The organism is Muricoccus roseus, assembly GCF_900141905.1.
GTDB classification, from domain to species: domain Bacteria; phylum Pseudomonadota; class Alphaproteobacteria; order Acetobacterales; family Acetobacteraceae; genus Roseomonas; species Roseomonas rosea.
In genome coordinates, this window is the sequence record NZ_FQZF01000006.1 from 183,047 (window position 1) to 206,253 (window position 23,207).

A 23,207-nucleotide genomic window follows, 5' to 3' on the forward strand; every position below is an offset into this window, starting at 1 on the left:
ACATGAATCACGATATTTTCCGCACGATCCGCGACGCGGTCGTGACCGAGCTCCGCGCGCTGTTGCCGGACCTGCCGGAGGAGCTGCTGGCGCGCGTGCTGGTGGAGCCGCCGCGCGATCCGAGCCATGGGGACATGGCGACGAATGCCGCGCTGGTGGTAGCCAAGCCCGCGCGCATGCCGCCGCAGAAGGTGGCGCAGGATCTTTCGGCCCGGCTGACCGGGCGCGCGGGAATCGTCAGCGCGGCGCCGGCCGGGCCCGGCTTCGTCAACCTGCGGCTGGAGGAGTCGCTGCTGCGCGCGCAGCTTCCGATCGTGCTGCGGGCCGCCGAAGCCTATGGCGACGGCCGGACGGGCGGCGGGCGCAAGGTGGATGTGGAATATGTCTCCGCGAACCCGACCGGCCCCATGCATGTCGGCCATTGCCGCGGCGCGGTGGTGGGCGATGCGCTGGCCAACCTGCTGACCAAGGCGGGATGGGCGGTCACCAAGGAATACTACATCAACGATGCCGGCGCGCAGGTGCAGGCCCTCGCCTGGGCCGCCTTCTGGCGCTACCTCGAAGCCGCCGCGCGGGCCGGCCATGCCGGGCGCGCCGTGCTGCGCAGCCTGGCCACGAGCCCGCCCGAGCAGGCGCGCGAGATCGTGGAGAACGCGTTCGGCGTCTCCCTGCAGTATGGTGGCGACTACCTCGTTCCCGTCGGCGAGGCGCTGCTGCGGGAATTCGGCGACAGGCTGATCCCCGCCGAGGGTGAGGCGCCGTCCGAGGACACTCTTTCCCTCGTTCGCGAGCGCGCGGTGACGATGATGATGGCGGAGATCCGGGAGGATCTCGCCGCTCTCGGCGTGCACCACGACGTCTTCATCAGCGAAGCCGCGCTGGTGAAGAGCGGCGCGGCCGACCGCGCGATCGCGGAGCTCGCCGCGCGCGGGCTGGTCTATGAGGGCGTACTGGAGCCGCCCAAGGGCAAGCTGCCCGATGACTGGGAACCGCGCGAGCAGACGCTCTTCCGCTCCACCGAGTTCGGCGACGACGTGGACCGGCCGCTGCGCAAGAGCGACGGCACGAACACCTATTTCGCGAACGACATCGGCAACCATGCCGACAAGATCGCGCGCGGCTTCGACGAGCTGGTTCAGGTCTGGGGCGCGGACCACGGCGGCTACGTCCCGCGCATGAAGGCGGCCGTCGCGGCGCTTTCGGCCGACAAGCCCGTTTCCTTCGACGTGGTGCTGGCGCAGATCGTGAAGGTGGTGAAGGGCGGCCAGCCCGTGCGCATGTCCAAGCGCGCCGGCACCTATGTCACGCTGCGCGACCTCATCGACGAGGTGGGCCGTGACGCCGTGCGCTTCACCATGCTGACGCGCAAGGCCGATGCGCAGATGGAGTTCGACCTGGACGCGGTGGTGCAGCAGTCCCGCGACAATCCGGTCTTCTACGTGCAGTACGCGCATGCCCGCTGCCGCAGCGTGCTGCGCCAGGCCGGGGAGCCGGCGGCGGCGGATCTGGCCGCCGCGCCGCTCGAAGCCCTGGCCGATCCGGCGGAAATGGCGCTCATCCGGCGCCTCACCGCCTGGCCGCGCACGGTGGAGGGCGCCGCCCTGGCGCGCGAGCCCCACCGAATCGCGTTCTTTCTCCATGACTTGGCCGCTGACTTTCATCTACTGTGGAACCGGGGGCGCGACGACGCGACGTTGCGTTTCATCCGGGAAGGGGAACCGGAGGCCACGCGCGCGAGGCTTGCCCTCGTCGCGGCGACGGCCACGGTCATCCGCTCGGGTCTGGCCGTCATGGGGGTGACGCCCGTCGAGGAGATGCGGTGAGCGATTTCACGGTTCCGAGCTATCGGGTCCGCCCGCCCAAGAGGGGATTGGGCGCGGGCTTTCAGGTGCCCTGGCGCATGGTCGCCGTCTCGGGCGCCATCCTGTGCGCGGCGGCGGTCGGGGCTGGCGTGGTCTGGGGCGTCTCGCGCGCCGTGAACCGCGGCGTGCCGACGATCGAGGCCGATGCGCGCCCGATCCGCGTGAAGCCGGAGGATCCCGGCGGGATGCGCGTGGCGAACCAGGACGAGCGGATTTTCGAAAGCGCCCGCCGCAACCCCGGCGGCGTGGCCACCGGCACCGCGCGGCTGACGCCCGAGGCGGAGCGGCCGGACTTGGCCGCCCTGCGCCAGGCCGCCTCCCGCGCCCAGCAGGCCCAGGCCCAAGCTCAGGCCCAGGCTCAGCCGCCCGCGGCATCCACGCCGGCGACGCTGCCGGCCGTGCAGCCGGATGCAGCGCCCGTCCGCCCGCCCCTCGTGAATCCCAGCCTCAGCCCGGCGCAGAACGGGCGCGGGGCGGCCTCCTCTTCGGCGCAGCAGGCGCCTCCAGCGCCCGCCCCGAATCAGGCGGTCCAGAACCAGGCAGCCCCGAACCAGGCAGCCCAGGCGCCGGCGGCACAGACCCCGCCCATCTCGCCGCCGCCCATGCCCGCCAATGCCCCGGCCCGTGGCGGCCGTTTCGTGGTCCAGCTCGGCGCCGTCAGCTCCGAAGAGGCCGCCCAGGGCGAATGGGCTCGTCTCCAGGGCCGGATTCCGGAACTGGCGGGGCGCCAGCCCGTGATCACCCGCGTGGACCGTGGGGACCTTCCGCCGATGTGGCGCATCCGGACCGGCGGCCTGCCGGACGCGAAGGTCGCCGCCGCGCTCTGCACCGCCGCCAAGGCCAAGGGCGCGCCCTGCGCCGTGATCGGCGGATGAGGGCGCGCGCGGCCGTCACCGGCCTGTCGGGCCTCTCCCTCACGGGGGAGGAGGCGGCGCTGCTGCGCGCCATGCCGCCGGCCGGGGTGATCCTCTTCCGGCGCAACGTGGACAACCCGTCGCAGCTCTCCAACCTCACCTCTTCCATCCGGGAGATCCTGGGGCAGGAGGCGCCGATCCTGGTGGACCAGGAGGGCGGCCGCGTCGCGCGCCTCCGCCCGCCCTACTGGCCTTCCTTCCCGCCGGCCGCGCGCTTCGAAGGCGAGCCCGAGGCGCGGGCCGGGGCGAACGCCGCCCTGCTCGGTGCCCATTGCGCCGCCATGGGGCTGGATGTGGTCTGCGCCCCCTGCCTCGACCTCCGCCTGCCCGGCGCCCATGACGTGATCGGGGACCGCGCCTTCTCGGCCGACCCGGCGGAGGTGGCCCGGCTGGGCGAGGCCTGGATCGAGGGGCTCATGGCCGCCGGCTGCGTGCCCGTGATCAAGCACATCCCCGGCCATGGCCGTGCCATGGCGGACAGCCATGTGGACCTGCCCCGGGTGGAGGCCGATGCGGCCACCCTGGCCGCCGATATCGCGCCCTTCCGCGCGGTCTGCGCGCGCGATGCGGGGCGGCATCTCTGGGCCATGACCGCCCATGTCACCTACGCCGCCATCGACCCCGACCGGCCCGCGACCCTCTCGCCAGGGCTGATCGGGGGCACCATCCGTGGAGAGATCGGTTTCGATGGCGTGCTCGTCTCGGACGACCTGATGATGGGCGCCCTGGGCGGCTTTGGCGGCGATCTCGCCCGGGCCTCTATCGAGGCGGGTTGCGACCTGGTCCTCCATTGCAATGGCGTGCTGGAGGATACGGCCGCCCTGCTGCGGGACTGCCCGTCACTGTCACCCCGGGCGGAGGAGCGGATGCACGCGGCCCGGGCGGCTGCCCTGGCGGCCCGCCCGCCGGCCCGCGCGGCGGCGTCCGCCCGCCCCGCTTCCGCCGCGCCCCACGCCCTGACCGACGCCTGACGCCCGGATGGACTGGCTCCCGGACTTCGCCGCCGCGGCGCTGGCCGCGATCCTCGCCATCACCCTGCATGAGGCGGCGCATGGCTATGCCGCGCGCGCGCTGGGGGATGACACGGCCGCGCGGCTCGGCCGCCTCTCGCTGAACCCGCTGCGCCATGTGGACCCGCTGGGCACCCTCATCGTTCCCGGCATCCTGCTGATTTCCCAGCTCCTCGTCTCCGGCCGGGTGGAGGTGATGTTCGGCTGGGCGAAGCCCGTGCCGGTGAATATCATGGCGCTGCGCAACCCGCGCTTCGGCATGGTGCTGGTGGCAGCGGCCGGGCCGGCGATCAACGTCGCCCTTGCCTTCGCCGCCGCGCTGCTGCTGCACCCCTTCCAGGGGCCCGGCGGGGACAATGTCATGGACTGGATCGAGGGCTTCCTCATCCTCTCCCTCATCGGCAACCTCGTCCTGGCGGCCTTCAACCTGCTGCCCATCCCGCCGCTGGATGGCGGGCGCATCCTCGGGGGGCTGCTGCCGCCCGCGATCGGCGTCCCCTTCATCCGGCTGGAGCGCTACGGCCTCTTCATCGTGCTGGGCCTGCTGTTCCTCCTGCCCATGGCGGTGCCCGGCTTCGACCCGCTCCGTTCCCTCGTCACCTCGGTGGTGCTGCCCACGGCGCGGTTCATCCTCGGCATCACGGGCCACGGCGGATGAGCACGCCCGAGCCCGCGCTGGTCGTCACGCTGGAGGGGTTCGAGGGGCCGCTCGACCTGCTGCTCGACCTCGCCCGGGCGCAGAAGGTGGACATCGCGAAGATCTCCATCCTCTCGCTGGTGGACCAGTACCTCACCGTCATCGAGGGTGCCCGCCGCGTGCGGCTGGAGATCGCGGCCGATTGGCTCGTCATGGCGGCCTGGCTCGCCTGGCTCAAATCCCGCCTGCTCCTCCCCGACGATCCCGAGGCCGAGGAGGACGCCGAGTCGCTCGCCGAGGCGCTCGCCGACCGGCTGCGGGAACTGGAGCGGATGCGCGAGGCCTCCGCCTGGCTGGCGCAGCGCCCCTTCCTCGGGCGGGACGTGATGGCGCGCGGCGCGCCGGAGAACCTGGTGCTGGAGGACCGCTCGGCGCTTGCGGCCGACCTGCCCAGCCTGCTCCGCGCCTATGCCGACGTGCTGCGCCGGGCCGCCGCGCGCCGGCCCTACCGCCCCAAGCCACGCAAGATCTGGACGGTGCAGGACGCCCTGGCCCGGCTGCAGATCCTGGTGGGCCGCACGCCGGGATGGGCCGAGCTGTCGGGCTTCCTCCCCGAATCCGAAATGGACCCGACGGAACGCCGCGCGGCGCTGGCCAGCACCTTGGTGGCCGGGCTGGAAATGGCCAAGACGGGCCTGGCCGAACTGCGCCAGGACGCGCCCTTCGCCCCCATCCTGCTGCGCCCCCAGGCCCAGGCCGCGCGCGCTGGCGCCCCGGGCGCGGAGACCCGCGATGCCGATGCCGCCTGACCACGAGGACCAACCCGACGCCGAGCACCCCGCGCCCTTGCCGCAGGCCGAGGAGCCCGGCCCGGCTCCGGACCCGTCCGAAGCATCGGGGCACGACAGGGAGGGGGTCACGCCCGCCATCCCGTCCGGCGAGGCGGCTCCGCAGCCCGCGGCCGAGGTGGCGGAGCTTCCTCCCTCTCCCGAGGCCATTCGGCTCGCCGAGGCCCTCGTCTTCGCCTCCGCCACCCCTGTCACCCCGGCCCGCCTCGCGCCTCTGCTCCCGCCCGGGATGAGCGCGGCGGCGGTGCTGGGCGCCCTGGCGGCGGAGTATGCGGGCCATGGCGTGACCCTGGTGAACGTGGCGGGCGGCTTCGCCTTCCGCACGGCGGAAGACCTGGCGCCTGCCCTGACACGCGTGGTGGAGGTGCCGCGGCGCCTGCCGCGGGTCGCCATGGAGGCGCTTGCGATCATCGCCTGGCACCAGCCCGTGACACGCGCCGAGATCGAGGAAATCCGCGGCACCGCCCTGTCCCAGACCACGCTGGAGCTGCTGCTGGAGAACGGGCTCGTTGCCCCCCGGGGCAAGAAGGAGGCGCCGGGCCGCCCGACCCTTTGGGCCACCACCCCCCGATTCCTGGAACAGTTCGGCCTGGCCTCGCTTCGCGACCTGCCCAAGCGCGAGGAATTGCTGCCCGAGCCGGGCCTTCCCCTGCCCGAACCGGTGCAGGCCCCGCGGTGAGCCGGCGGGACCTCGCCTGCAACACAAGGTGACGCGGCTTCCATCCCGCGCCGCGCGGGCCCATCTTTGGGTCCCGCCCCATTTGTGGTGCGGGCGAGTTCTGCTAACGGAGACGACCCCGCCAGGGACCGGTCCTGCCCATCCAGGGGCGGTGGCGGCCCGCCCCGGGTGATCGGAGAGACATGTTCGACCTCGCCTGGTCCGAGATCGCGCTAATCGCTGTCGTGGCGGTGGTGGTGATCGGTCCGAAGGACCTCCCGGACGCCGTGCGCGGCGTCGCCCGCGGCATCCAGAAGCTGCGCCGCATGGCCGGCGAGTTCCAGGGGCACCTGGACGAGGTGGTGCGCGAGGCGAAGCTGGAGGATGTGCGCGACCAGATCCGCGACATCCGGAACTTCGACCTGAAGTCCACCATCGAGAAGGCCGTGGACGAGGACGGAACGCTCACCCGCACGATGCGGGAGGATCCGTTCCGCGCGCCGCCTCCGCCCACCTCCGATGCCGCCCCGGCTGCGGGCACCGACGCCGTGCTTCCAGATTCGCCCCCGCCGGTGGACGCCACCACCCCCGCGCCGGAGGTGACGGCCAGCGCCGCCGCCGCCGACACGCCCGATGCCACGCCGCCGGGGCCCGCCCCGGCCGCGCCGCCCGCCGCCACGGCCAGCCTGGCCGGCGCCGAGGCGACCGGCATGGACCCCTTCGGCTCCTCGACTCCTCCGCCCGCCGCCGCGGAGCCGCCCGCGCGCCCCGCCACCCACACCGCCTGACGAAGAGCCGCATCACCCGTGCCCCGTGACCCGGAAGATACGATCGACGACAAGCCCATGCCGTTGATCGAGCACCTGCTGGAGCTGCGCACGCGGCTCCTCTGGTCGATCGGCGCCTTCGGCATCGCCTTCGCGCTCTGCTACTACTTCTCCACCTCGATCTACGGCTTCCTGGCGCGCCCGCTGGCCGAGATCCTGATGGAGCAGGGCGGGGGCGAGCGGCGGATGATCTTCACCGCGCTCTACGAGGCCTTCTTCACCTATCTGAAGGTGGCCTTCTTCGGGGCGGTGTTCTTCAGCTTTCCAATGTGGGCGACGCAGCTCTGGCTGTTCATCGCGCCCGGGCTCTACAAGTCCGAGAAGAAGGTCATCACCCCCTTCCTCGTTGCCTCGCCCGTTCTCTTCGTGCTCGGCGCGGCGCTGGCCTATTATTTCATCTTCCCGCTGGCGTGGAAGTTCTTCATCTCCTTCGAGACGCCGACTGGCGGTGGCGGGCTGCCCGTGCAGCTCGAGGCCAAGGTCTCCGAATACCTCTCGCTGGTCATGCACATGATCCTGGCCTTCGGCGTGGCCTTCCAGCTGCCGGTGGCGCTCACCCTGATGGCCCGCGTGGGCATCGTCAGCGTGGACCAGCTCCGGCGCGGGCGGCGCTACGCGATCGTCGGCATGTTCGTGGCGGCTGCGATCCTCACCCCGCCGGACATCATCAGCCAGGTCGGCCTCGCCGTGCCGCTGATCGTCCTCTACGAGCTGTCCATCCTGGCCGCGACCTGGATGACGCCGAAGCCCAAGCCCCCCATCACCTGAGGCGCTTCCCATGCATGACATCCGGGCCGTTCGCGCCGATCCGGCCGCGTTCGACGCGGCGCTTGCCCGCCGGGGGCTCGCGCCCGTCTCCACGGAGCTACTGACCCTCGATTCCGCCCGCCGCGCCGCCCAGACCACGGCGCAGGAGGCACAGGCCCGCCGCAACGCGCTGGCCAAGGAGATCGGGCAGGGCAAGCGCAGCGGGGCCGACACCTCCGCGCTGGAGGCCGAGGCGACCAACCTGCGCGCCCGGATGGAGGGGCTGGACGCCGAGGCGCGCGCAGCTGAGGAAGCCCAGACCCGGATCCTGGAGGCGCTGCCCAACCTCTTGGATGCGGACGTGCCCGAGGGCGCGGACGAGGCCTCGAACGTCGTGCTGCACCAGCATGGCGAGCTGCCGAACCTGCCCTTCACCCCGAAGCAGCATTTCGAGCTGGGCGAATCCCTGGGCGGGATGGATTTCGCGACGGCGGCCAAGCTCGCCGGCAGCCGTTTCACCGTTCTGCGGGGCCACCTCGCGCGGCTGGAACGCGCCATCGGCCAGTACATGCTCAACCTGCATGTGGACGAGCATGGCTATACCGAGACGGTGGTGCCGCTACTCGTGAACGACGCCACCATGTACGGCACCGGGCAGCTTCCGAAATTCGCCGAGGACCTGTTCCGCACCACGGACGAGCGCTGGCTGATCCCGACCGCCGAGGTGCCGCTGACCAACACGGTCCGCGACGAGATTCTGCAGGAAGCCGCGCTTCCCATCCGCCTCGCCGCCCTGTCTCCCTGCTTCCGCTCCGAAGCCGGCTCCGCCGGGCGGGACACGCGCGGCATGATCCGCCAGCACCAGTTCACCAAGGTGGAGATGGTCTCCATCACCACCCCCGAGCAATCCGCCGAGGAACATGAGCGGATGACCCGCTGCGCCGAGCGGGTGCTGACCGAACTGGGCCTCACCTGGCGCCGGATCGTCCTCTGCGCCGGGGATACGGGCTTCGGTGCCGCCAAGACCTATGACCTCGAGGTCTGGCTGCCGGGGCAGGGCGCGTGGCGGGAGATCTCCTCCTGCTCCAACTGCCGCGACTTCCAGGCCCGCCGGATGAATGCCCGGTTCAAGCCGCGGGAGGGGAAGGGCAACCTGTTCCTCCACACGCTGAACGGCTCCGGGGTGGCCGTCGGCCGGGCGCTGATCGCGGTGATGGAGACGCACCAGCGGGAGGACGGTTCGATCGCCGTTCCGCCGGTGCTCCGCGCCTATATGGGCGGGCTGGAGGCTATTCAGGCTGCCTGATCCCGCTTCGGGCCATTGCGCCCGGGGCGGCATCCCCATAGGTTCCCCCCCGGTCTCGCGGGGTGTGGCGCAGCCTGGTAGCGCGCCTGTTTTGGGTACAGGAGGCCGTGGGTTCGAATCCCGCCGCCCCGATTCTGACGAGACCTGACGTCTGGAGTGCCGCGCATGAGCATCGCCCGTATTTATTCGACGCCGAAAAGCGCCATGCAGTCCGGTACCGCCCGCACCGATGACTGGGTGCTGGAGCATGCCCCCAAGGAGGCGAAGCGCATTGACCCGCTCACGGGCTGGTGGGGCTCGGGCGACACGGACCGCCAGGTCCGGCTGCGCTTCGGCACGCTGGACGAGGCCATCGCCTATGCCAGGGCCGAGGGCCTGGCCTATGAGGTCGAGCCGCGGCGGCAGCGCCCGGCCATCCGGCCCAAGGCTTATGCCGACAATTTCCGCACGGACCGTCTCTTCAACTGGACGCATTGACGCCGGTTCGGCCCGTCCCCGGACTTGGGCACCCTTAGCTCAACTGGATAGAGCAACCGGCTTCTACCCGGTTGGTTGGGGGTTCAAGTCCCTCAGGGTGCGCCACTCCTTTCCGGGCCCGAGCCGCAAGGCCGGGCCCTTCGGCTATCCGGCGTCCCGCAGCACCCGCAGCACGTCGAGCCCGTAGCGCTCCAGCTTCGACGCGCCCACGCCATGCACCTCCGCTAGGTCGTCCAGCGTACGTGGGCGCTCCGCGGCGATATCGGCCAGGGTCCGGTCGGGGAAGATGACATAGGCCGGCACGGATTGCCGCGTGGCCTCCTCCTTCCGCCAGTTCCGCAGCGCCTCGAACACGCCGGCCTCGGCGGGGCTGCCCGCGAATCCACCGGCTGGCGCGGCCGCGCGGCCCTGGCGCGGGCGGCGGGGGGGGCGCGCGGCCTCTCGCAGGGCGGATTCCTGCAGCATCACGGGTTGCTCCCCGCGCAGGATCGGGCGTGCGGCCTCCGTGGCCTGATAGATCGGCAGGTTCGTCTCGCTGGCCATCTCCAGTGCGCCGCGCGCCAGCAGGTGGCGGGCGATGTTGCGCCACGCCCCCTCGGCCACGTCCCGCCCGATTCCGAAGACAGAGAGCTTGTCATGGCCGAAGGAGCCGACCTTGTCGGTTTCCTTGCCCCGCAGCACGTCCACCACATGGCCCAGCCCGAAGCGCCCGCCGGTGCGGTGCACGGCGGAGAGGAGCTTGCGCGCGGCTTCCGTCGCATCGACCAGCCGGGGCGGGCGGAGGCAGGCATCGCAATTGCCGCAATCCGCGGGCAGGTCGTCGCCGAAGCAGCGCAGCAGAAGGCGGCGGCGGCAGGTGGCGCTTTCCACGATGGCCACCAGCCGGTCCAGACGCTCATGGTCCAGCCGCTTCTGGTTCTCCGCCGCCGGGCTCTCGGCGATGCGCCGGCGGGCCACCGCGATATCCTCGGCGCCATAGAGGAGGAGGGCGCGGGCCGGTGCACCGTCCCGGCCGGCACGGCCGATCTCCTGGTACCAGGCCTCCGGTCCGCCGGGCAGGGCGAGATGCGCCACCCAGCGCACATCCGGCCGGTCGATCCCCATTCCGAAGGCGATGGTGGCCGCCATCACCACCGGGTCGCCGGAGGAGAAGCGGCGCTCGGCCGCGCGGCGGTCGGCCGCGTCCATGCCGGCGTGGTAGTGCAGGGCGTCGTAGCCATCCTTGCGCAGGCGGGCGGCCGTGCGCTCCGTCTCGGCGCGGCTGGGGCAGTAGATGATCCCGGCCCCGCGCCCGTCATCGGCCTCCTCCATGAAGGCCGCGATCTGGGCGATGGCATTGTCGCGCGGCGCGACCTCGATCCGGATGTTCGGCCGGTCGAAGCTGCCACGGAAGACCGGCGCTTCCGTGAGGGAGAGGCGCTCGCGGATGTCGTCCACCGTGCGGGCATCGGCGGTCGCCGTCAGCGCCACGCGCGGCACGTCGGGGAAGCGCTCCGCCAACATGGTCAGCATGCGGTATTCGGGCCGGAAGTTGTGCCCCCAGGCGGAAATGCAATGCGCCTCGTCCACGGCGAAAAGGGCGAGGTTGCCGCGCGCCAGCCGCTCCGCCGTGCCCTCCACCGCCAGCCGCTCGGGCGAGACATAGAGGAGCTTCAGCTTGCCGTTCGCGAGGTCAAGCGAGACGCGCCGGCGCTCCTCCTCATCGAGCCCGGAATGCAGGGCCGCGGCGGCCACGCCCTGCTGGCGCAGCGCGGCGACCTGGTCCTCCATCAGGGCGATGAGGGGCGAGACCACCACACCGAGCCCAGGCCGGCACAGCGCCGGCACCTGATAGCAGAGCGACTTGCCGCCGCCCGTGGGCATGAGGACGAGGCCCGAGCCGCCCGCCGTCACATGCTCCACGATCTCCGCCTGACGGCCGCGGAAATCGGTGAAGCCGAAGACGTCGTGCAGGACGGCCCGGGGATCGGCGGCGTGGCTCATGCGCGGGTCACGGCGCAGGGCAGGGCAACAGGGCGGGAAGCGGGCATGATGTGACGATCAAATGGGGCAGGGCGCGGCCGCGTGACAGGGCACGGCGGCGCAACGAGGGTGGTCAGGACATGGCCGGCAGCGCCTGGCCGCCAGCGATGCGCAGGATGCGCGTCGGGCGTTCCACCCCGATCAGCCGATGCGTGATCAGGATCGCGCTGCGTCCGGCGAGGGCCGTATCCAGGGTTTCGAGGAAGGCTCGCTCGGTCGCGGCATCCAGCCCGGCCGTGGGCTCATCGAGGATGATGACGGAGGCCGGGGAGAGAAGCGCGCGTGCCAGGGCGATGCGCCGCGCCTGCCCGCCGGAGAAACGCGCCCCGGCCTCGCCGCAGCGCGTCTCCAGCCCGTCGGGCAGGGCACGCACGAGATCCGCGATCCGCGCGCGCTCCAGCGCGTCCCACAGGGCCGGGTCCGGTGCATCCGGTGCGGCGAGGCGGAGATTGGCCGCGATGGTGTCGTCGAAGAGGGTCGCGTCCTGCGTCAGGCAGGCGATCCGTGCGCGGACGGTGTCGGCCGAAAGGGTCGTGTAATCGGCGCCCCCAAGGGTGATCACCCCCTCCTGCGGCGCCGCGAGCTTCAGCAGCAGCGCGGCAAGCGTGGATTTGCCCGCGCCGGAGGGACCGAGAAGGGCGATGCGCGCGCCCTCCGGCAGATCCAGGGAGAGGTTGTCGAAAACGGGCGAGCGGTCCGGCGCCCAGGTGAAGCTGAGGCCGCGGATGGCGATGGCATGCCCGGAGGGTGTCGCCGAGGCCGGCGGATCGGGCACGGGAATGGGCTGGTCGGCTGCCTCCAGCAGGCGCCGCGCGCCGGCGGCCGCAAGGGCCAGGGCGGCGCCGGCCCGGGGCAGGGCGCCCAGCGCATCCATGGCGGCCAGGACGAGGAAGAGCGCCACAACCACGGCGCCAGCCCCGGCCCCTCCACCGGCCAGCCCCCAGGCAAGGGCCCCGAGCAGGGCCGCCTGGGTCAGCAGCGTGCCGGAGGCCGCGCCGAGCGAGCCGGCGCGGGCCAGGCGGCGCCGTTCGCCGTCCATCCGGTCCGCCGCCGCTTCCAGCTTCGCCAGGGCGCGCGGCTCGGCATTGGCGGCGAGGATGTCCTCCATGGCGATCAGAGGCTCGACGGCCTCCGCCCGGAGCGCGCCGGTCGCGGCCGCGTTGCGCGAGGCCGCGCGGGCCGCAAAGGGCGCGACCAGCACGGGCAGCAACAGGGCGAGGGCGAGGGGAATGGCCACGATCGCCGCGAGCGCCGGGGAAAGCCCGCCGAGGATGACGGCAACGGCCAGGACCACGGAGGCGGCCGCCGCCATGGGCACGAGCGCGCGGAGATAGAGCCCGTCCAGCGCCTCCACATCGCTCACCAGCCGCCCGAGCAGGTCGCCCGAGCGGTTCAGGCCGGGGCCCGCGGAAAGCCGTTCCGAGAGGCGGCGGAAGAACCAGGTGCGGGTGTCGGCCAGAGCCCGGAAGGTCGCCTCATGTGTCGCCATCCGCTCCGCCCAGCGCAGCAAGGGGCGCAGCAGGATCAGCGGGCGCATCAGGATGAGCGAGGCGGCGCCGGCGGCCAGGGTGCCGGTCGCCAAGCCCTGGGAGACGCCGCTTCCCGCAAGGGCCAGCAGCGCCAGGCCGGCCAGCGCCGAGGCGGCGGCCACGAGGGCGCCGACCGTAAGCCACCCGGCGCGGGAGCGCCACAGGCCGAGGATCCGGGCAAGGTCGCGGGCCGCGGTCATGGCGTGGCCGCCCGGCGCTGCGGCACCACACGACCCTCGCGCAGCTCCAGAACCCGGGAGAAACGGGCACGGAGCGCGGCGGAATGGCTGGCGATCACCGCCGTGCGCCCGGTGCAGAGGCGCCGCAAGCTGTCGAGCACCTCCGCCTCCGTCGCGGGGTCCAGGTGAGCGGTGGGCTCGTCCAGCAGGACGAGCGGCGCGTCGCGCAGGAAGGCACGGGCGAGCGCGACACGCACCCGCTGCCCGCCCGAAAGGCCATGGCCGCCTTCGCCCACGGGCGTGTCCAGGCCCTGCGGCAGGTCGTCGGCGAAGGCCGTCACCTGCGCGGCACGCGCGGCGGCCTCGACGGCGGCGTCATCAGCCTCCGGGCGGGCCAGGCGGATGTTCTCGCGGATGGTGCCGCGCAGCAGCACCGGCCGCTGCGGCAAATAGGCGATCAGCCGGCGGCGCTCAGGCGGGGCGAGGGCGAGGGCGTCGCGCCCGTTCAGCGCGATCCGCCCCGAATCCGGGGTGGAAAAGCCCATCAGCAGCTTCAGCAAGGTGGACTTGCCGGAGCCGCTGGGGCCGGAGAGCACCAGCGTCTCGCCCGGCAGCACGCGGAAGGAGACATCCTCCAGCGCCATCGGCCGCGCGGGATCGGGGCGGTGGGTGAGGTGGTCCACGACCAGCGTGACGCTGGGCGGCACCTCCTCCAGCAGCAGCCCGGCCGGGCCGGGTTCCGCCAGGATGGGCGCCAGCGCCGCCGCCGCGCCCTGCGCCGACATCCGCTCGTGATAGGCGACCGAGAAGGCGCGGAAGGGCGCGAAGAAGGCGGGAACCAGGAGCAGGCAGAAGAGGGCCGCGACCGGCGCCGGATGGCCGGCGACCGCCAGGTTGCCATGGCGCCAGGCCAGGCAGCCCAGCACCGCCGCTGCGATCAGCTCCAGGATGCCGGTGGAGAGGAAGGCCAGGCGGAGCACCCGCATGGTGCGGGCCCGCAGCTCCTGCGCCGCCGCGTCCAGCGCCCGCGCCTCCGCCTCCTGCCGCCGGAACAGCACCAGCGTGGGCAGGCCGCGCATCCGGTCGAGGAAGCGGCCGGACAGCTGCTGGAGCGCATCGAACTGCCTCCGGCTCGCCACCGCCGCGCCGATGCCCGAGAGCGCCATGCCGACCGGCACGAGCATGCCCGCCGCGAGGAGGATGACGCCGCTGAGCATGTCGGCGGCGGCGGCCGAAAGCGCGACGGCGAGCGGAGCGGTGACCGCCAGGGCGGCGGCCGGGATCCAGCGGGCGAAATAGCCGTCCATCGCCTCGATCCGGTCCACAGCCAGGGCCGCGCCTTCGCCAGCCGGGCGGCTGGCGGGGGTCTCGGCCAGCAGCCGCCCGAAGAGCCGGCGGCGGAGCGTGGCGCGCGCGGCCTCGCCCGCCCGGGCGGAGGCCGATTCCTGCGCGACGCCGAGGGCGACCTGGAGCAGGGCCAGGCCGGCGGCCGCGGCGAGGCTGCCCCATCCTGCCTCCCCCAGGCCGAGCAGCGCGGCAAGAAGGGTCGCGAGGAGCCACGCCTGCGCGATCCCGCAGCCGGTCGCTGCGAGGCCAAGCAGGATGGGAGGCATCAGGGCCGATCGCCCCTCCCGCGCAGCGGCGGAGAGCAGGGCGCGGCCAGGATCACGGCGGTGATCACGTCCGGCGTGGTGAGGCATTGCGCGGCCGTTCTAGGGCAAAGCCGCGCGTCGAGGAATGCGGCATGGCGCCTGCATCCATCATCCGCCCCATTCGCGAGAAGGCCCGCATGCTCCCCACCCATGGCCGCCACGCCTATCACCCCTGGCGCGGCCGCCCGGCATGGACCTGGCCGAACGGCGCGCGGCTGGCCGTCTATCTCGGGGTCAATCTCGAGCATTTCGCCTTCGGCGAAGGCCTCGGCGCGGAGCTGGCGCCGGGCGGACCGCATCCGGACGTGCTGAACTATGCCTGGCGCGACTACGGCAACCGGGTCGGCGCGTGGCGGCTGATCGAGACGCTGGACGAGCTGCGCCTGCCCTGCACCGTCCTGATGAACAGCGCGATGTATCACCACGCGCCGGAGCTCGTCGCCGCGCACCGGGCGAGGGGCGACGAGATGGCCGGCCATGGCCGCAGCAATTCCGAGCGGCAGTCGGTGCTGCCCGAGGCGGAGGAGCGCACCCTCATCGCGGAGGCGACGGAGGCGATGCGTCGGCAGGAGGGAGTCGCTCCCCGCGGTTGGCTTTCGCCCTGGATTGCCGAGAGCCATGCGACTCCCGACCTGCTGGCCGAGGCCGGCTACCGCTACACCCTCAACTGGTGCAGCGACGACCAGCCGGTCTGGCACGCCACGCGGCACGGGCCGCTGCTCGCGATCCCCTATCCGCAGGAGGTGAACGACATCCCCTCCATTGTCGCGCGCAAGGACGGCGCGGCCCAGTTCGCCGAGATGGTCGTGGAGGATTTCGACGAGCGGTTGCGGCAGGTGCGTGACGGGGTGGCGCAGGTGATGGGAATCGCGCTGCACCCCTACATCATCGGCCAGCCCTACCGCATGCGCGCCCTGCGGCGGGCGCTGGCGCATGTGGCGGCGCATCGGGAGGCCGTGTGGATCACGACGGCTGGCGGCGTGTACGACCACGCCTCGTGCCTGCCGGCCGGTTCGCTCCCGGGTTGAAGCACGCGGCTTCGTGAAGCCGCGCTTCCTATTTCGGCCGCATTCCGGGGCAGACTGCCCGGGATGACGGAACGGGACCTGCTCGACTGGCGTGGGATCGGCACCGGCTACCTGCTGATGCTGTGCTACGGCGCCGCCTTCGCAATGATCGCCCTCGCGCCCCCCGGATTGGACCGGTGGGAACAGCGGGAGGCGTTCGTCCTCGGGCTGATGCTGCTCTACGGCGGCTGGGCCCTGGTGAAGCGGCCGGCTCGGCGGGTCGTGGAATGGTGGGCGGAGGGCCGCCGGACCCGGCATGAGGGGCTGAAGAATGCCGCCGTGGTGGTGATGTGCCTTCTCTCGGCGGTGCTCTGCATCGTCGCCTTTCCGCTCGCCTCGCGCTTCAGCTGGTAGGAGGCCGCGGAATGGGCCCGGATCGGGAAGCCTTCGTCGCCTATCCGAACCGCCGCGCGATGGTGGTGGTGGTCGCCAGCCTCGCGCCCCTCGTTGCGGCCATCCTGGCGTCGCAACTGCTGCATCCCGCCGCGCCCTTTGGGCTGCGCCTCTTCGCGCTGCTGGTGCTGATCGCTCTGGCGATCGGCATCGCGGTCTGCCTGCGGCTGGCGCTTCAGAAAAGGCCGGTCCTGATCGTCGACAGGCACGGCTTCACCTGGACGCGCTGGTCCGATCGCCCGATCCCCTGGGAAGCCGTGGAGCGCTGGCAGCGCAAGCGCTACCTGTTCAACGACTATCTCACGATCTGGCTGAAGGATCCGTCCGCCCATCCTGGAAAGCCGATCCAGCGCCTCCTCGGCTTCGGCAACCGCAAGCTCAACTTCGGGCATGTCACCATCGCCACGGGCATGGACCGCAGCTTCGAGGAGATGATGCGCGCCTTCTCCGATTTCGCGCCGAAGCCGCCCCTGCCGGAGGATCCTCGCCTCGCCCGGCGCCTGCTGAGCGCCCGGGCGAGGGAGGAGCGGCGCCGCGCCGAAGGCGGTTCCTAGAATGTCACCACGCTGCGGATCGACTTGCCTTCGTGCATCAGGTCGAAGGCGTGGTTGATCTGGTCCAGCGGCATGGTGTGGGTGATCAGGCTGTCGATGTCGATCCTCCCCTCCATGTACCAGTCCACGATCTTCGGCACGTCGGTGCGCCCGCGCGCGCCGCCGAAGGCCGAGCCCTTCCACACCCGACCGGTGACGAGCTGGAAGGGGCGCGTGGAGATTTCTGTGCCGGAGGGCGCGACCCCGATGATGATGCTCTCACCCCAGCCGCGATGGCAGCATTCCAGCGCCTGGCGCATGGTGTGCACGTTGCCGACGCATTCGAAGGAGTAGTCGGCGCCGCCATCGGTCAGGTCCTGAATCGCCTGCACCACCTTGTCGCGGCCGACCTCGTCCGGATTGACGAAATGGGTCATGCCGAACTTCTTCGCCATCTCGACCTTACCCGGGTTGAGATCGACGCCGATGATCCGGTCCGCGCCCACCATCCGCGCGCCCTGGATCACGTTCAGCCCGATTCCGCCGAGGCCGAACACCACCACGTTGGAACCCGGCCGGACCTTGGCCGTGTAGATCACCGCGCCGATGCCGGTGGTCACGCCGCAGCCGATGTAGCAGATCTTGTCGAAGGGCGCGTCCTCGCGGACCTTCGCGACCGCGATCTCCGGCAGCACGGTGAAGTTGGAGAAGGTGCTGCAGCCCATGTAGTGCCACACGGGCTTGTTCGGGTTCTCGCAGGAGAAGCGGCTGGTGCCATCCGGCATCAGGCCCTGTCCCTGGGTGCCGCGGATCGCCGTGCAGAGGTTGCTGCGCTGGGAGAGGCAGGTTTTGCAGTTGCGGCATTCGGGCGTGTAGAGCGGGATGACATGGTCGCCGGGCTTCACGCTGGTCACGCCCGCGCCGACCTCGCGCACGATGCCCGCGCCCTCATGGCCGAGGATGCAGGGGAACTTGCCCTCGGAATCCAGGCCTGAGAGCGTGTAGGCATCGGTATGGCACACGCCGGTGGCCATGACCTCCAGCAGCACCTCGCCGGCCTTGGGCCCCTCAAGGTCCACGGTCTCGATCGTCAGGGGCTTGTTCGCCTCCCAGGCGACGGCGGCACGGGTCTTCATGGCGAGGCGGCTCCCCTTGGCTGCGGTGAGGTGTTTCTATCCGGCGGGACGGGGACGGAACAGGGGAGGGGCGCGTGACGCCAGAGGAGCTGACGGCGCGGGTGCGCGAGGGCGTGCCCCTGGCCGGAGCGCTGGGCATCGAGGTGCTGCGCGCCGGACCTGATTCGGCGACGCTACGCCTGCCGCCCTCCCCCCTCTCCCTGCGGCCCGGCGCCACCGCCTCCGGCCCCGCGCTGATGACCCTGGCCGATGTGGCCATCTGGGTGCCGCTGCTCGTTGCCACAGGCGGCGCGGACGAGACCCGCACTGCGCAGCTCCAGATCGCCTTCCTGCGCCCCGCGGGCAGCATCGGCGTGGTCGCCGAGGTCCGCATCGTCCGGCGGGGGCGCAGCAGCCTTTATGCGGAGGTCTGGATGCACGGGGAGGGGGAGGAGAAGCCCTGCGCCCATGCCACCTCCACCTGGTTCAGGGCAGCGCCGGCGGCCCGTTAGCCGCGGCCGGTCCCACAGCGGCGCGCGGCCGCAGCAGCAGCCGCATCCCCCCCTCGGGCCGGAGCGTGAGCCGGAAGCGGGGCACGGGAACGGGGCCCGGTCCCAGGTCGAAGCGCTGGAGCAGCATGGCGAGGAAGGTCGTCATCTCCGCCATGCCGAAGGCCGCGCCGGCGCAGACCCGCGGCCCGAGGCCGAAGGGCAGGTAGGCGAAGCGCGGAATGGCCTTCGCGTTCTCGGGCAGGAACCGCTCGGGATGGAACGCGTGCGGGTGCTCCCAGATCGCCTCATGCCGGTGTAGGAGCCAGGGGATGCAGAGCAGCGTGTCGCCGGGCTGGATCGTCCAGCGGCGGATCCGATCCGGGGCGAGGGGCTGGCGCGCCAGCACGGCCACGGGCGGGTAGAGCCGCATCCCCTCCTGGATCACGGCCTTGGTCACGACGAGCGCGTTCAGCTCCCCGGCCTCCGGCGCCCGCTCCCCCAGAAGGCCGAAGACCTCCTCACGCACCCTGTCCTGCCATTCGGGATGGGTGGAGAGGAGATATAGCGTCCAGGCGAGGGCATTGGCCGCCGTCTCGCTCCCGGCCAGGAGGAGCATGGCCACCTCCTCCAGCAGCCCCGTCTCGTCCAGCAGCGGCTGGCCATCCTCGTCCTTCAGGGCGCGGAGGCCGCCGAGATAGCCTTCCTCCCCGGGCAGCATGGCGATCAGCCCGGCGATCCGGGCCTGGATCTCGGCGGCCGCCCGCAGCGTGGCCCGCTTATGCCGGCCAGCCAGCCAATTCGGCAGGCCGAGGAGATAGGGCAGGTCGATCACCTGCACCTGGGACTGGAAGCGGGTGAAGGCCTCCGCGATGGCCCGCGCCTCGCCCTCGGGCACCCCGGGGCCGAACACCGCGAGGAGCATGACATCGAGCGTCGCGGTGGCCAGGTCCGGGGCCACGTCCACCAGCCCGCCTTCCCCGGCGAGCCCTGCCCATCGGGCGGCAAGCTGCGCGCCGACCTGCTGGAAAAGGGGCTGCAGCCGGCCCACGCCGGAGGGATGCAGCAGCCGTCCGATCGGCGGCCGGCGGGTGGTCCAGATCTCGCCATGGTTGGCGAAGAGGCTCTTCCCGATGACAGGCTGGAGGGCCTGTTCCTTGAAGTGGCTCTTGCGGCCGTAATTCGCGGCGCGGGTGATGAAGACGTCCCGCACCACCTCCGGGTCGTTCACGGCGATGATCTGGCGCTTGCCCATGCGCACGGCCATCACCTGCCGCCGGTAGGCGACGCGCGGAAGGGCCGCCAGCACGTCGCCGCGCAGCACGGTGAGCGCCTTCAGCAGGCCGGGCGTTCGCGCCGGGGGTTCCGGGCGGGGAGGAAGGGGAGGGGTGTGATCCAGCGCTCAGGCCCCGTTCAGGAGGGGGAACGCGGCACGTTCGCGGGCGGAAGAGGCATGCCCGGAACCCTGTGCTGCATCGCGGTACTATGCGCGCCATGCGGCCCGGCGGCAACGCGCCGGGTGGCTCGATGCGAATTAGGTTGAGAATGACTTGCATCACCTTTCGCGGCTGCTAGAACCCTCCCGCAACCTCCTATGCGCAGCGGAGACCCGCCCGGCATGTATGTCTGCATCTGCAACGCGTTGACTGACAGCCAGATCCAGTCGGCCATCGCCTCCGGCGCCGGGCGCACCCATGACGTCTATGCCGCGTGCAACTGCCGCGCGCAGTGCGGTTCCTGCACGGCCAGCATCCTCTGCATGCTCCGCAGCCGCCCAGCGGGGGCAGCGGATGGCGAAGTGATGGCGGCAGTCGCGAATTAGTCGCAGAGGCCTTTAAAAAACAAAGGCTTGACCACAAAGGCGTGGCGTTCCATCTCCGCCTTGAGAAGGACGGAGGCGTGAGCCATGGCCGGCGACCCGAAGGTCATCGAGTATTTGAACATCCAGCTCACGAACGAGCTGACCGCGATCAACCAGTATTTCCTGCATGCCCGCACCCTCAACCACTGGGGCGTCACGCGGCTGGGCAAGCATGAGTACGAGGAATCGATCGAGGAGATGCGTCACGCGGATGAGCTGATCAAGCGCATCCTCTTCCTCGATGGCCTGCCGAACGTGCAGCGGCTGAACCAGATCCTGATCGGCCAGTCTGTGAAGGAGGTGCTGGAATGCGACTCCCGCCTCGAGCAGAAGGCGATCCAGGACCTCAAGGACGGCATCGCCCATTGCGAGGCGGTCCGGGACTATGTCTCCCGCGACCTGCTGCTGAAGATCCTCGCCGATGAGGAGAAGCACGAGGACTTCCTGCACGCCCAGTTCACCCTGATCGAGAAGATCGGCGAGGAGCGCTACACCCTCCTCAACTCCGACCCGGCACCCGACCAGGGCCACTGAACCACAGGGCCGGGGCGCCGGCCTTCGGGCAGAAGAATCGAGGGGCCGGGGGCATCGCGTCCCCCGGCCCCTTTCTCATGCGGGCACGAGCTGCCGTTCCTGCAGCCGCAGGATGCGGTCATGGAAGGCGGCGACCGCCGGCCGGTGAGCGATCGAGATGATCGCGCTGCCGGGCAGCCTCTCCCTGAGCAGCCGGTACAGGGTTTCCTCCGCCACGGGGTCGAGGCTTGCCGTCGCCTCGTCCAGGAAGAGCAGGTCCGGCCGCTGGAGCAGGGCGCGGGCGAAGGCCAGGCGCTGCTGCTCGCCGCCGGAAAGGACCCGGTCCCAGCTCTCCACCTGGTCCAGCCGCGGCGCGAGATGGCCGAGGCCCACATCCGCCAGCGCGGCCCGCACGACGCCATCGTCGAAGGCGGCCTCGGAGGAGGGATAGCAGAGGCTGCGGCGCAGACTCCCCAGGGGAAGGTAAGGGCGCTGCGGCAGGAACAGGACGCGCCTCCCGGCCGGCACGGCGATTCGGCCCCGGCCGAAGGGCCAGATGCCAGCGAGGGCGCGGAACAGGGTGGACTTGCCGCTTCCGGAAGCCCCGGTGACCAGTACCGCCTCCCCAGGCGCGACCGAGAGGGACACGTCTTCCAGCAGCGGTCGCGCATCGGGAAGGGTGACGGTCAGGCCGCTCGCGGCGAGATCCTCCCGCGGCTCCACCTGCACGGCAGGTCCGTCCGCCGCATGCGCCTCGGCCGCGGCGACGGCGGCGTCGAAGCCGGTGAGGCGCTGCACGGTCGCGCGCCAGGCCGCCACCTGCTCATAGTTGTTCACGAGCCAGGACATCGCCTCCTGCACCGAGCCGAAGGCCGAGGAGGTCTGGATGAGGCCGCCAAGGGGGATTCGGCCGGCGAAGTAGTTCGGCGCCACCACCAGGAAGGGGAAGATCGTCGCCACCTGGGAGAAGCCGGCGGTGAAGAAGGTGAGCTGCTTGGTGGCCCGCATGATGCCCCACCAGTTGCCGATCACCGCGCCGAAGCGCCCCTCCAGCGCGTCCTTCTCCTCCGCCTCGCCTCGGTGCAGGGCGATGCCCTCCACATTGTCGCGGACGCGGACCAGCGCGTAGCGGAAATCGGCCTCCACCCGCTCCTGCACGAAGTTCAGCGTGATGAGCTTCCGCCCGATCAGATGCGTCAGCCAGGTACCGAGCGCCGAATAGGCGAGGGCGACCCAGACGAGATAGCCGGGGATGGAAACCCCGAAGAGCGTCATCTCCCCCGAAAGGCTCCAGAGCACGAAGATGAAGGAGAGCAGCGTGACCACCGCCCGCATCAGGCCAAGGCCGAGGGTGAGGGTGCTGTCCACGAAAAGCCGCGCGTCGTCGGCGATGCGCTGGTCCGGATTGTCCGTCGCGCGGTCCTGCACGGCCAGTCGGTAATAGGCGCGATGGTCCAGCCACCGGCGGGTGAAGGATTCCGTCAGCGCCCTGCGCCAGCGGATCTGCAGCGCCTGCTTCAGGTAAAGCGCGTAGACCGCGACGAGGATGTAGATGGCCGCGACAAGGCAAAAGCCGGGGATGAAGCCGAAATCCTCGGTCGGTCCACCCAGCACGAGGAGGCTAATGAAGGAGTTCCAGTCCTTCGTCTCCAGGGCGTTGTAGAAGCCGCGCTGCCAGTAGGTCAGCAGCACATTCATCGCGACCAGGGCGAGGTTCAGCACCACCACGACAGTGAGCAGCCCCCGGGCCGCCCATCGGTGCTCGCCGCTCCAGAATGGGCGCGAAAGGGACCATGCGTCGCGGAAGGCGGCGAAGGTGTGGCGCATGGGCGGTGCGGATCCGGCTGAGTTCGAGCCGGTGAGTGTCTCCTGGGCGGGGCTCCGGTCAATCCGCGCCGGGTGAAGAAAGCGGCGCCCGCAGGCGGATCACGCCCCGCAGCCCGTCCAGATCCGCCGGCTTGCCCTTCCTGAGCACTTCCACCCGCCCATCGCGGGCCAGGGCGACGGCGGCCTGGCGCACCGGCGTCATCAGCGCCTGCCAGCCTTCCGGCAGCAGCGCGCGCGCCACTTCGCTGGGGCAGATGCTCCTGCCCGGGCGCGCCTCGGTCTGGCGCAGGATCTCGGCCTGGATGGCGGGGCGGTCGGGCCGGGCTGTCATGGCGGTGGGTTACGCCGAATGGCGGGGCAGGGGAACCGCGATCCGCCATGGCTGGCATGAAGAAGGGGCGGAGCCCTGCGGCTCCGCCCCTTCAAGTTCCTCGCGAGAGGCCCTGCGGGATTAGCGCAGGACGATCTCGACGCGGCGGTTCTGCGGCTCACGCACGCCATCGGCGGTCGGGACCAGCGGACGGCTCTCGCCGAAGGCCTGGATCGACATCTGATTGCGGGCGATGCCACGGCGCGACAGCTCGGCGGCCACCGCCTCGGCCCGGCGCATGGAGAGGCGCTGGTTGTACTGCGGGGTGCCCGAGCGGTCGGCATGGCCCGCCACCTCGATGCGGGTCGTGCCGGTCGACGTCACGGCCTGGGCGGCCTCGGCGATGATCTGGCGGGCGCGGTCCGTCAGGTC

24 protein-coding genes and 2 tRNA genes are annotated in these 23,207 nt (G+C 71.6%); 18 read left to right on the plus strand and 8 right to left on the minus strand.

What is annotated here, in order from left to right:
* The first annotated feature begins 2 nt into the window (after positions 1–2).
* The 12 genes from argS (at position 3) to BUB97_RS06915 (ending at position 9,391) form a co-directional block, all read left to right on the plus strand.
* A complete protein-coding gene (gene argS, locus BUB97_RS06860) occupies positions 3–1,823 on the plus strand; it encodes an arginine--tRNA ligase (RefSeq protein WP_073132955.1) in 1,821 nt (606 codons plus the stop codon).
* The gene (locus BUB97_RS06865) at positions 1,820–2,737 is read left to right on the plus strand and encodes an SPOR domain-containing protein (protein ID WP_139281307.1); all 918 of its coding nucleotides are present in this window, start codon (positions 1,820–1,822) and stop codon (positions 2,735–2,737) included. The genes argS and BUB97_RS06865 overlap by 4 nt, the downstream gene beginning before the upstream one ends.
* Positions 2,734–3,747 (plus strand): beta-N-acetylhexosaminidase, encoded by a 1,014-nt coding sequence (gene nagZ / locus BUB97_RS06870; protein ID WP_073132958.1) that lies wholly within the window; start codon positions 2,734–2,736, stop codon positions 3,745–3,747. Before BUB97_RS06865 ends, nagZ begins: the two co-directional genes overlap by 4 nt.
* 7 nt (positions 3,748–3,754) lie before the next feature.
* On the plus strand, positions 3,755–4,444 hold the full coding sequence (locus BUB97_RS06875) for a site-2 protease family protein (protein ID WP_073132960.1): 690 nt from the start codon (positions 3,755–3,757) through the stop codon (positions 4,442–4,444).
* The gene (locus tag BUB97_RS06880) at positions 4,441–5,232 is read left to right on the plus strand and encodes a segregation and condensation protein A (protein WP_073132961.1); all 792 of its coding nucleotides are present in this window, start codon (positions 4,441–4,443) and stop codon (positions 5,230–5,232) included. Before BUB97_RS06875 ends, BUB97_RS06880 begins: the two co-directional genes overlap by 4 nt.
* Positions 5,216–5,950 carry an SMC-Scp complex subunit ScpB gene (scpB, locus tag BUB97_RS06885; RefSeq protein ID WP_408906126.1) on the plus strand — a complete coding sequence of 245 codons (735 nt, stop codon included), beginning with the start codon at positions 5,216–5,218 and terminating at the stop codon, positions 5,948–5,950. Before BUB97_RS06880 ends, scpB begins: the two co-directional genes overlap by 17 nt.
* 182 nt (positions 5,951–6,132) lie before the next feature.
* Positions 6,133–6,717 (plus strand): Sec-independent protein translocase protein TatB, encoded by a 585-nt coding sequence (gene tatB / locus BUB97_RS26125; protein WP_073132964.1) that lies wholly within the window; start codon positions 6,133–6,135, stop codon positions 6,715–6,717.
* Between the two features lie 18 nt (positions 6,718–6,735).
* Entirely contained in the window at positions 6,736–7,524 is a 789-nt protein-coding gene (tatC, locus tag BUB97_RS06895; protein WP_245818215.1) for a twin-arginine translocase subunit TatC, read from the plus strand.
* A gap of 10 nt (positions 7,525–7,534) precedes the next feature.
* Entirely contained in the window at positions 7,535–8,809 is a 1,275-nt protein-coding gene (gene serS, locus BUB97_RS06900) for a serine--tRNA ligase (protein WP_073132970.1), read from the plus strand.
* 58 nt (positions 8,810–8,867) lie between these two features.
* Positions 8,868–8,941, plus strand: a tRNA-Pro gene (locus tag BUB97_RS06905).
* Positions 8,942–8,974: 33 nt separating this feature from the next.
* On the plus strand, positions 8,975–9,286 hold the full coding sequence (locus BUB97_RS06910) for an ETC complex I subunit (protein WP_073132972.1): 312 nt from the start codon (positions 8,975–8,977) through the stop codon (positions 9,284–9,286).
* A gap of 28 nt (positions 9,287–9,314) precedes the next feature.
* Positions 9,315–9,391 (plus strand) — tRNA-Arg (locus BUB97_RS06915).
* A gap of 39 nt (positions 9,392–9,430) precedes the next feature.
* On the opposite strand, the gene recQ is transcribed toward BUB97_RS06915, so the two are convergent.
* From recQ to cydD, 3 genes are all read right to left on the minus strand, one after another.
* Positions 9,431–11,269 (minus strand): DNA helicase RecQ, encoded by a 1,839-nt coding sequence (gene recQ / locus BUB97_RS06920; RefSeq protein WP_086061961.1) that lies wholly within the window; start codon positions 11,267–11,269, stop codon positions 9,431–9,433.
* A gap of 112 nt (positions 11,270–11,381) precedes the next feature.
* Entirely contained in the window at positions 11,382–13,037 is a 1,656-nt protein-coding gene (gene cydC / locus BUB97_RS06925) for a thiol reductant ABC exporter subunit CydC (protein WP_073132976.1), read from the minus strand.
* Positions 13,034–14,629 (minus strand): thiol reductant ABC exporter subunit CydD, encoded by a 1,596-nt coding sequence (gene cydD / locus BUB97_RS06930; protein ID WP_245818216.1) that lies wholly within the window; start codon positions 14,627–14,629, stop codon positions 13,034–13,036. The genes cydC and cydD overlap by 4 nt, the downstream gene beginning before the upstream one ends.
* Positions 14,630–14,760: 131 nt before the next feature.
* Between cydD and BUB97_RS06935 the strand changes: the two genes are divergently transcribed.
* From BUB97_RS06935 to BUB97_RS06945, 3 genes are all read left to right on the plus strand, one after another.
* Positions 14,761–15,696, plus strand: coding sequence for a polysaccharide deacetylase family protein (locus tag BUB97_RS06935; RefSeq protein WP_338141774.1), 936 nt, complete (start codon positions 14,761–14,763; stop codon positions 15,694–15,696).
* A gap of 63 nt (positions 15,697–15,759) precedes the next feature.
* The gene (locus BUB97_RS06940; protein ID WP_073132980.1) at positions 15,760–16,089 is read left to right on the plus strand and encodes a hypothetical protein; all 330 of its coding nucleotides are present in this window, start codon (positions 15,760–15,762) and stop codon (positions 16,087–16,089) included.
* 11 nt (positions 16,090–16,100) lie between these two features.
* The gene (locus BUB97_RS06945; RefSeq protein WP_073132982.1) at positions 16,101–16,682 is read left to right on the plus strand and encodes a hypothetical protein; all 582 of its coding nucleotides are present in this window, start codon (positions 16,101–16,103) and stop codon (positions 16,680–16,682) included.
* Here the strand turns inward: BUB97_RS06945 and BUB97_RS06950 are convergent.
* A complete protein-coding gene (locus BUB97_RS06950; protein ID WP_073132984.1) occupies positions 16,679–17,797 on the minus strand; it encodes an S-(hydroxymethyl)glutathione dehydrogenase/class III alcohol dehydrogenase in 1,119 nt (372 codons plus the stop codon). The genes BUB97_RS06945 and BUB97_RS06950 overlap by 4 nt on opposite strands.
* Before the next feature lie 74 nt (positions 17,798–17,871).
* Here BUB97_RS06950 and BUB97_RS06955 point away from each other — a divergent pair, with 74 nt between their 5' ends.
* Complete coding sequence (locus BUB97_RS06955; protein WP_086061962.1) at positions 17,872–18,288, plus strand: PaaI family thioesterase; 417 nt, start codon at positions 17,872–17,874, stop codon at positions 18,286–18,288.
* Here the strand turns inward: BUB97_RS06955 and BUB97_RS06960 are convergent.
* Positions 18,263–19,588 (minus strand): cytochrome P450, encoded by a 1,326-nt coding sequence (locus tag BUB97_RS06960; protein ID WP_073132988.1) that lies wholly within the window; start codon positions 19,586–19,588, stop codon positions 18,263–18,265. The two genes, BUB97_RS06955 and BUB97_RS06960, sit on opposite strands and share 26 nt — an antisense overlap.
* A 270-nt stretch (positions 19,589–19,858) precedes the next feature.
* Between BUB97_RS06960 and BUB97_RS06965 the strand changes: the two genes are divergently transcribed.
* Positions 19,859–20,086, plus strand: a complete 228-nt coding sequence (locus BUB97_RS06965) for a (2Fe-2S)-binding protein (protein ID WP_245818217.1) — start codon at positions 19,859–19,861, stop codon at positions 20,084–20,086.
* Between the two features lie 84 nt (positions 20,087–20,170).
* A complete protein-coding gene (bfr, locus tag BUB97_RS06970) occupies positions 20,171–20,659 on the plus strand; it encodes a bacterioferritin (protein ID WP_073132992.1) in 489 nt (162 codons plus the stop codon).
* 75 nt (positions 20,660–20,734) lie between these two features.
* Here bfr and BUB97_RS06975 read toward each other — a convergent pair whose 3' ends face one another.
* From BUB97_RS06975 to BUB97_RS06985, 3 genes are all read right to left on the minus strand, one after another.
* Positions 20,735–22,465: an ABC transporter ATP-binding protein/permease gene (locus tag BUB97_RS06975; RefSeq protein WP_073132994.1), complete on the minus strand. Its 1,731-nt coding sequence runs from the start codon at positions 22,463–22,465 to the stop codon at positions 20,735–20,737.
* A 58-nt stretch (positions 22,466–22,523) separates the two neighbouring features.
* The gene (locus BUB97_RS06980) at positions 22,524–22,796 is read right to left on the minus strand and encodes a DUF3253 domain-containing protein (protein ID WP_073132996.1); all 273 of its coding nucleotides are present in this window, start codon (positions 22,794–22,796) and stop codon (positions 22,524–22,526) included.
* A 120-nt stretch (positions 22,797–22,916) separates the two neighbouring features.
* On the minus strand, positions 22,917–23,207 hold a 291-nt coding region (locus tag BUB97_RS06985; protein WP_139281308.1), incomplete at its 5' end, for an OmpA family protein.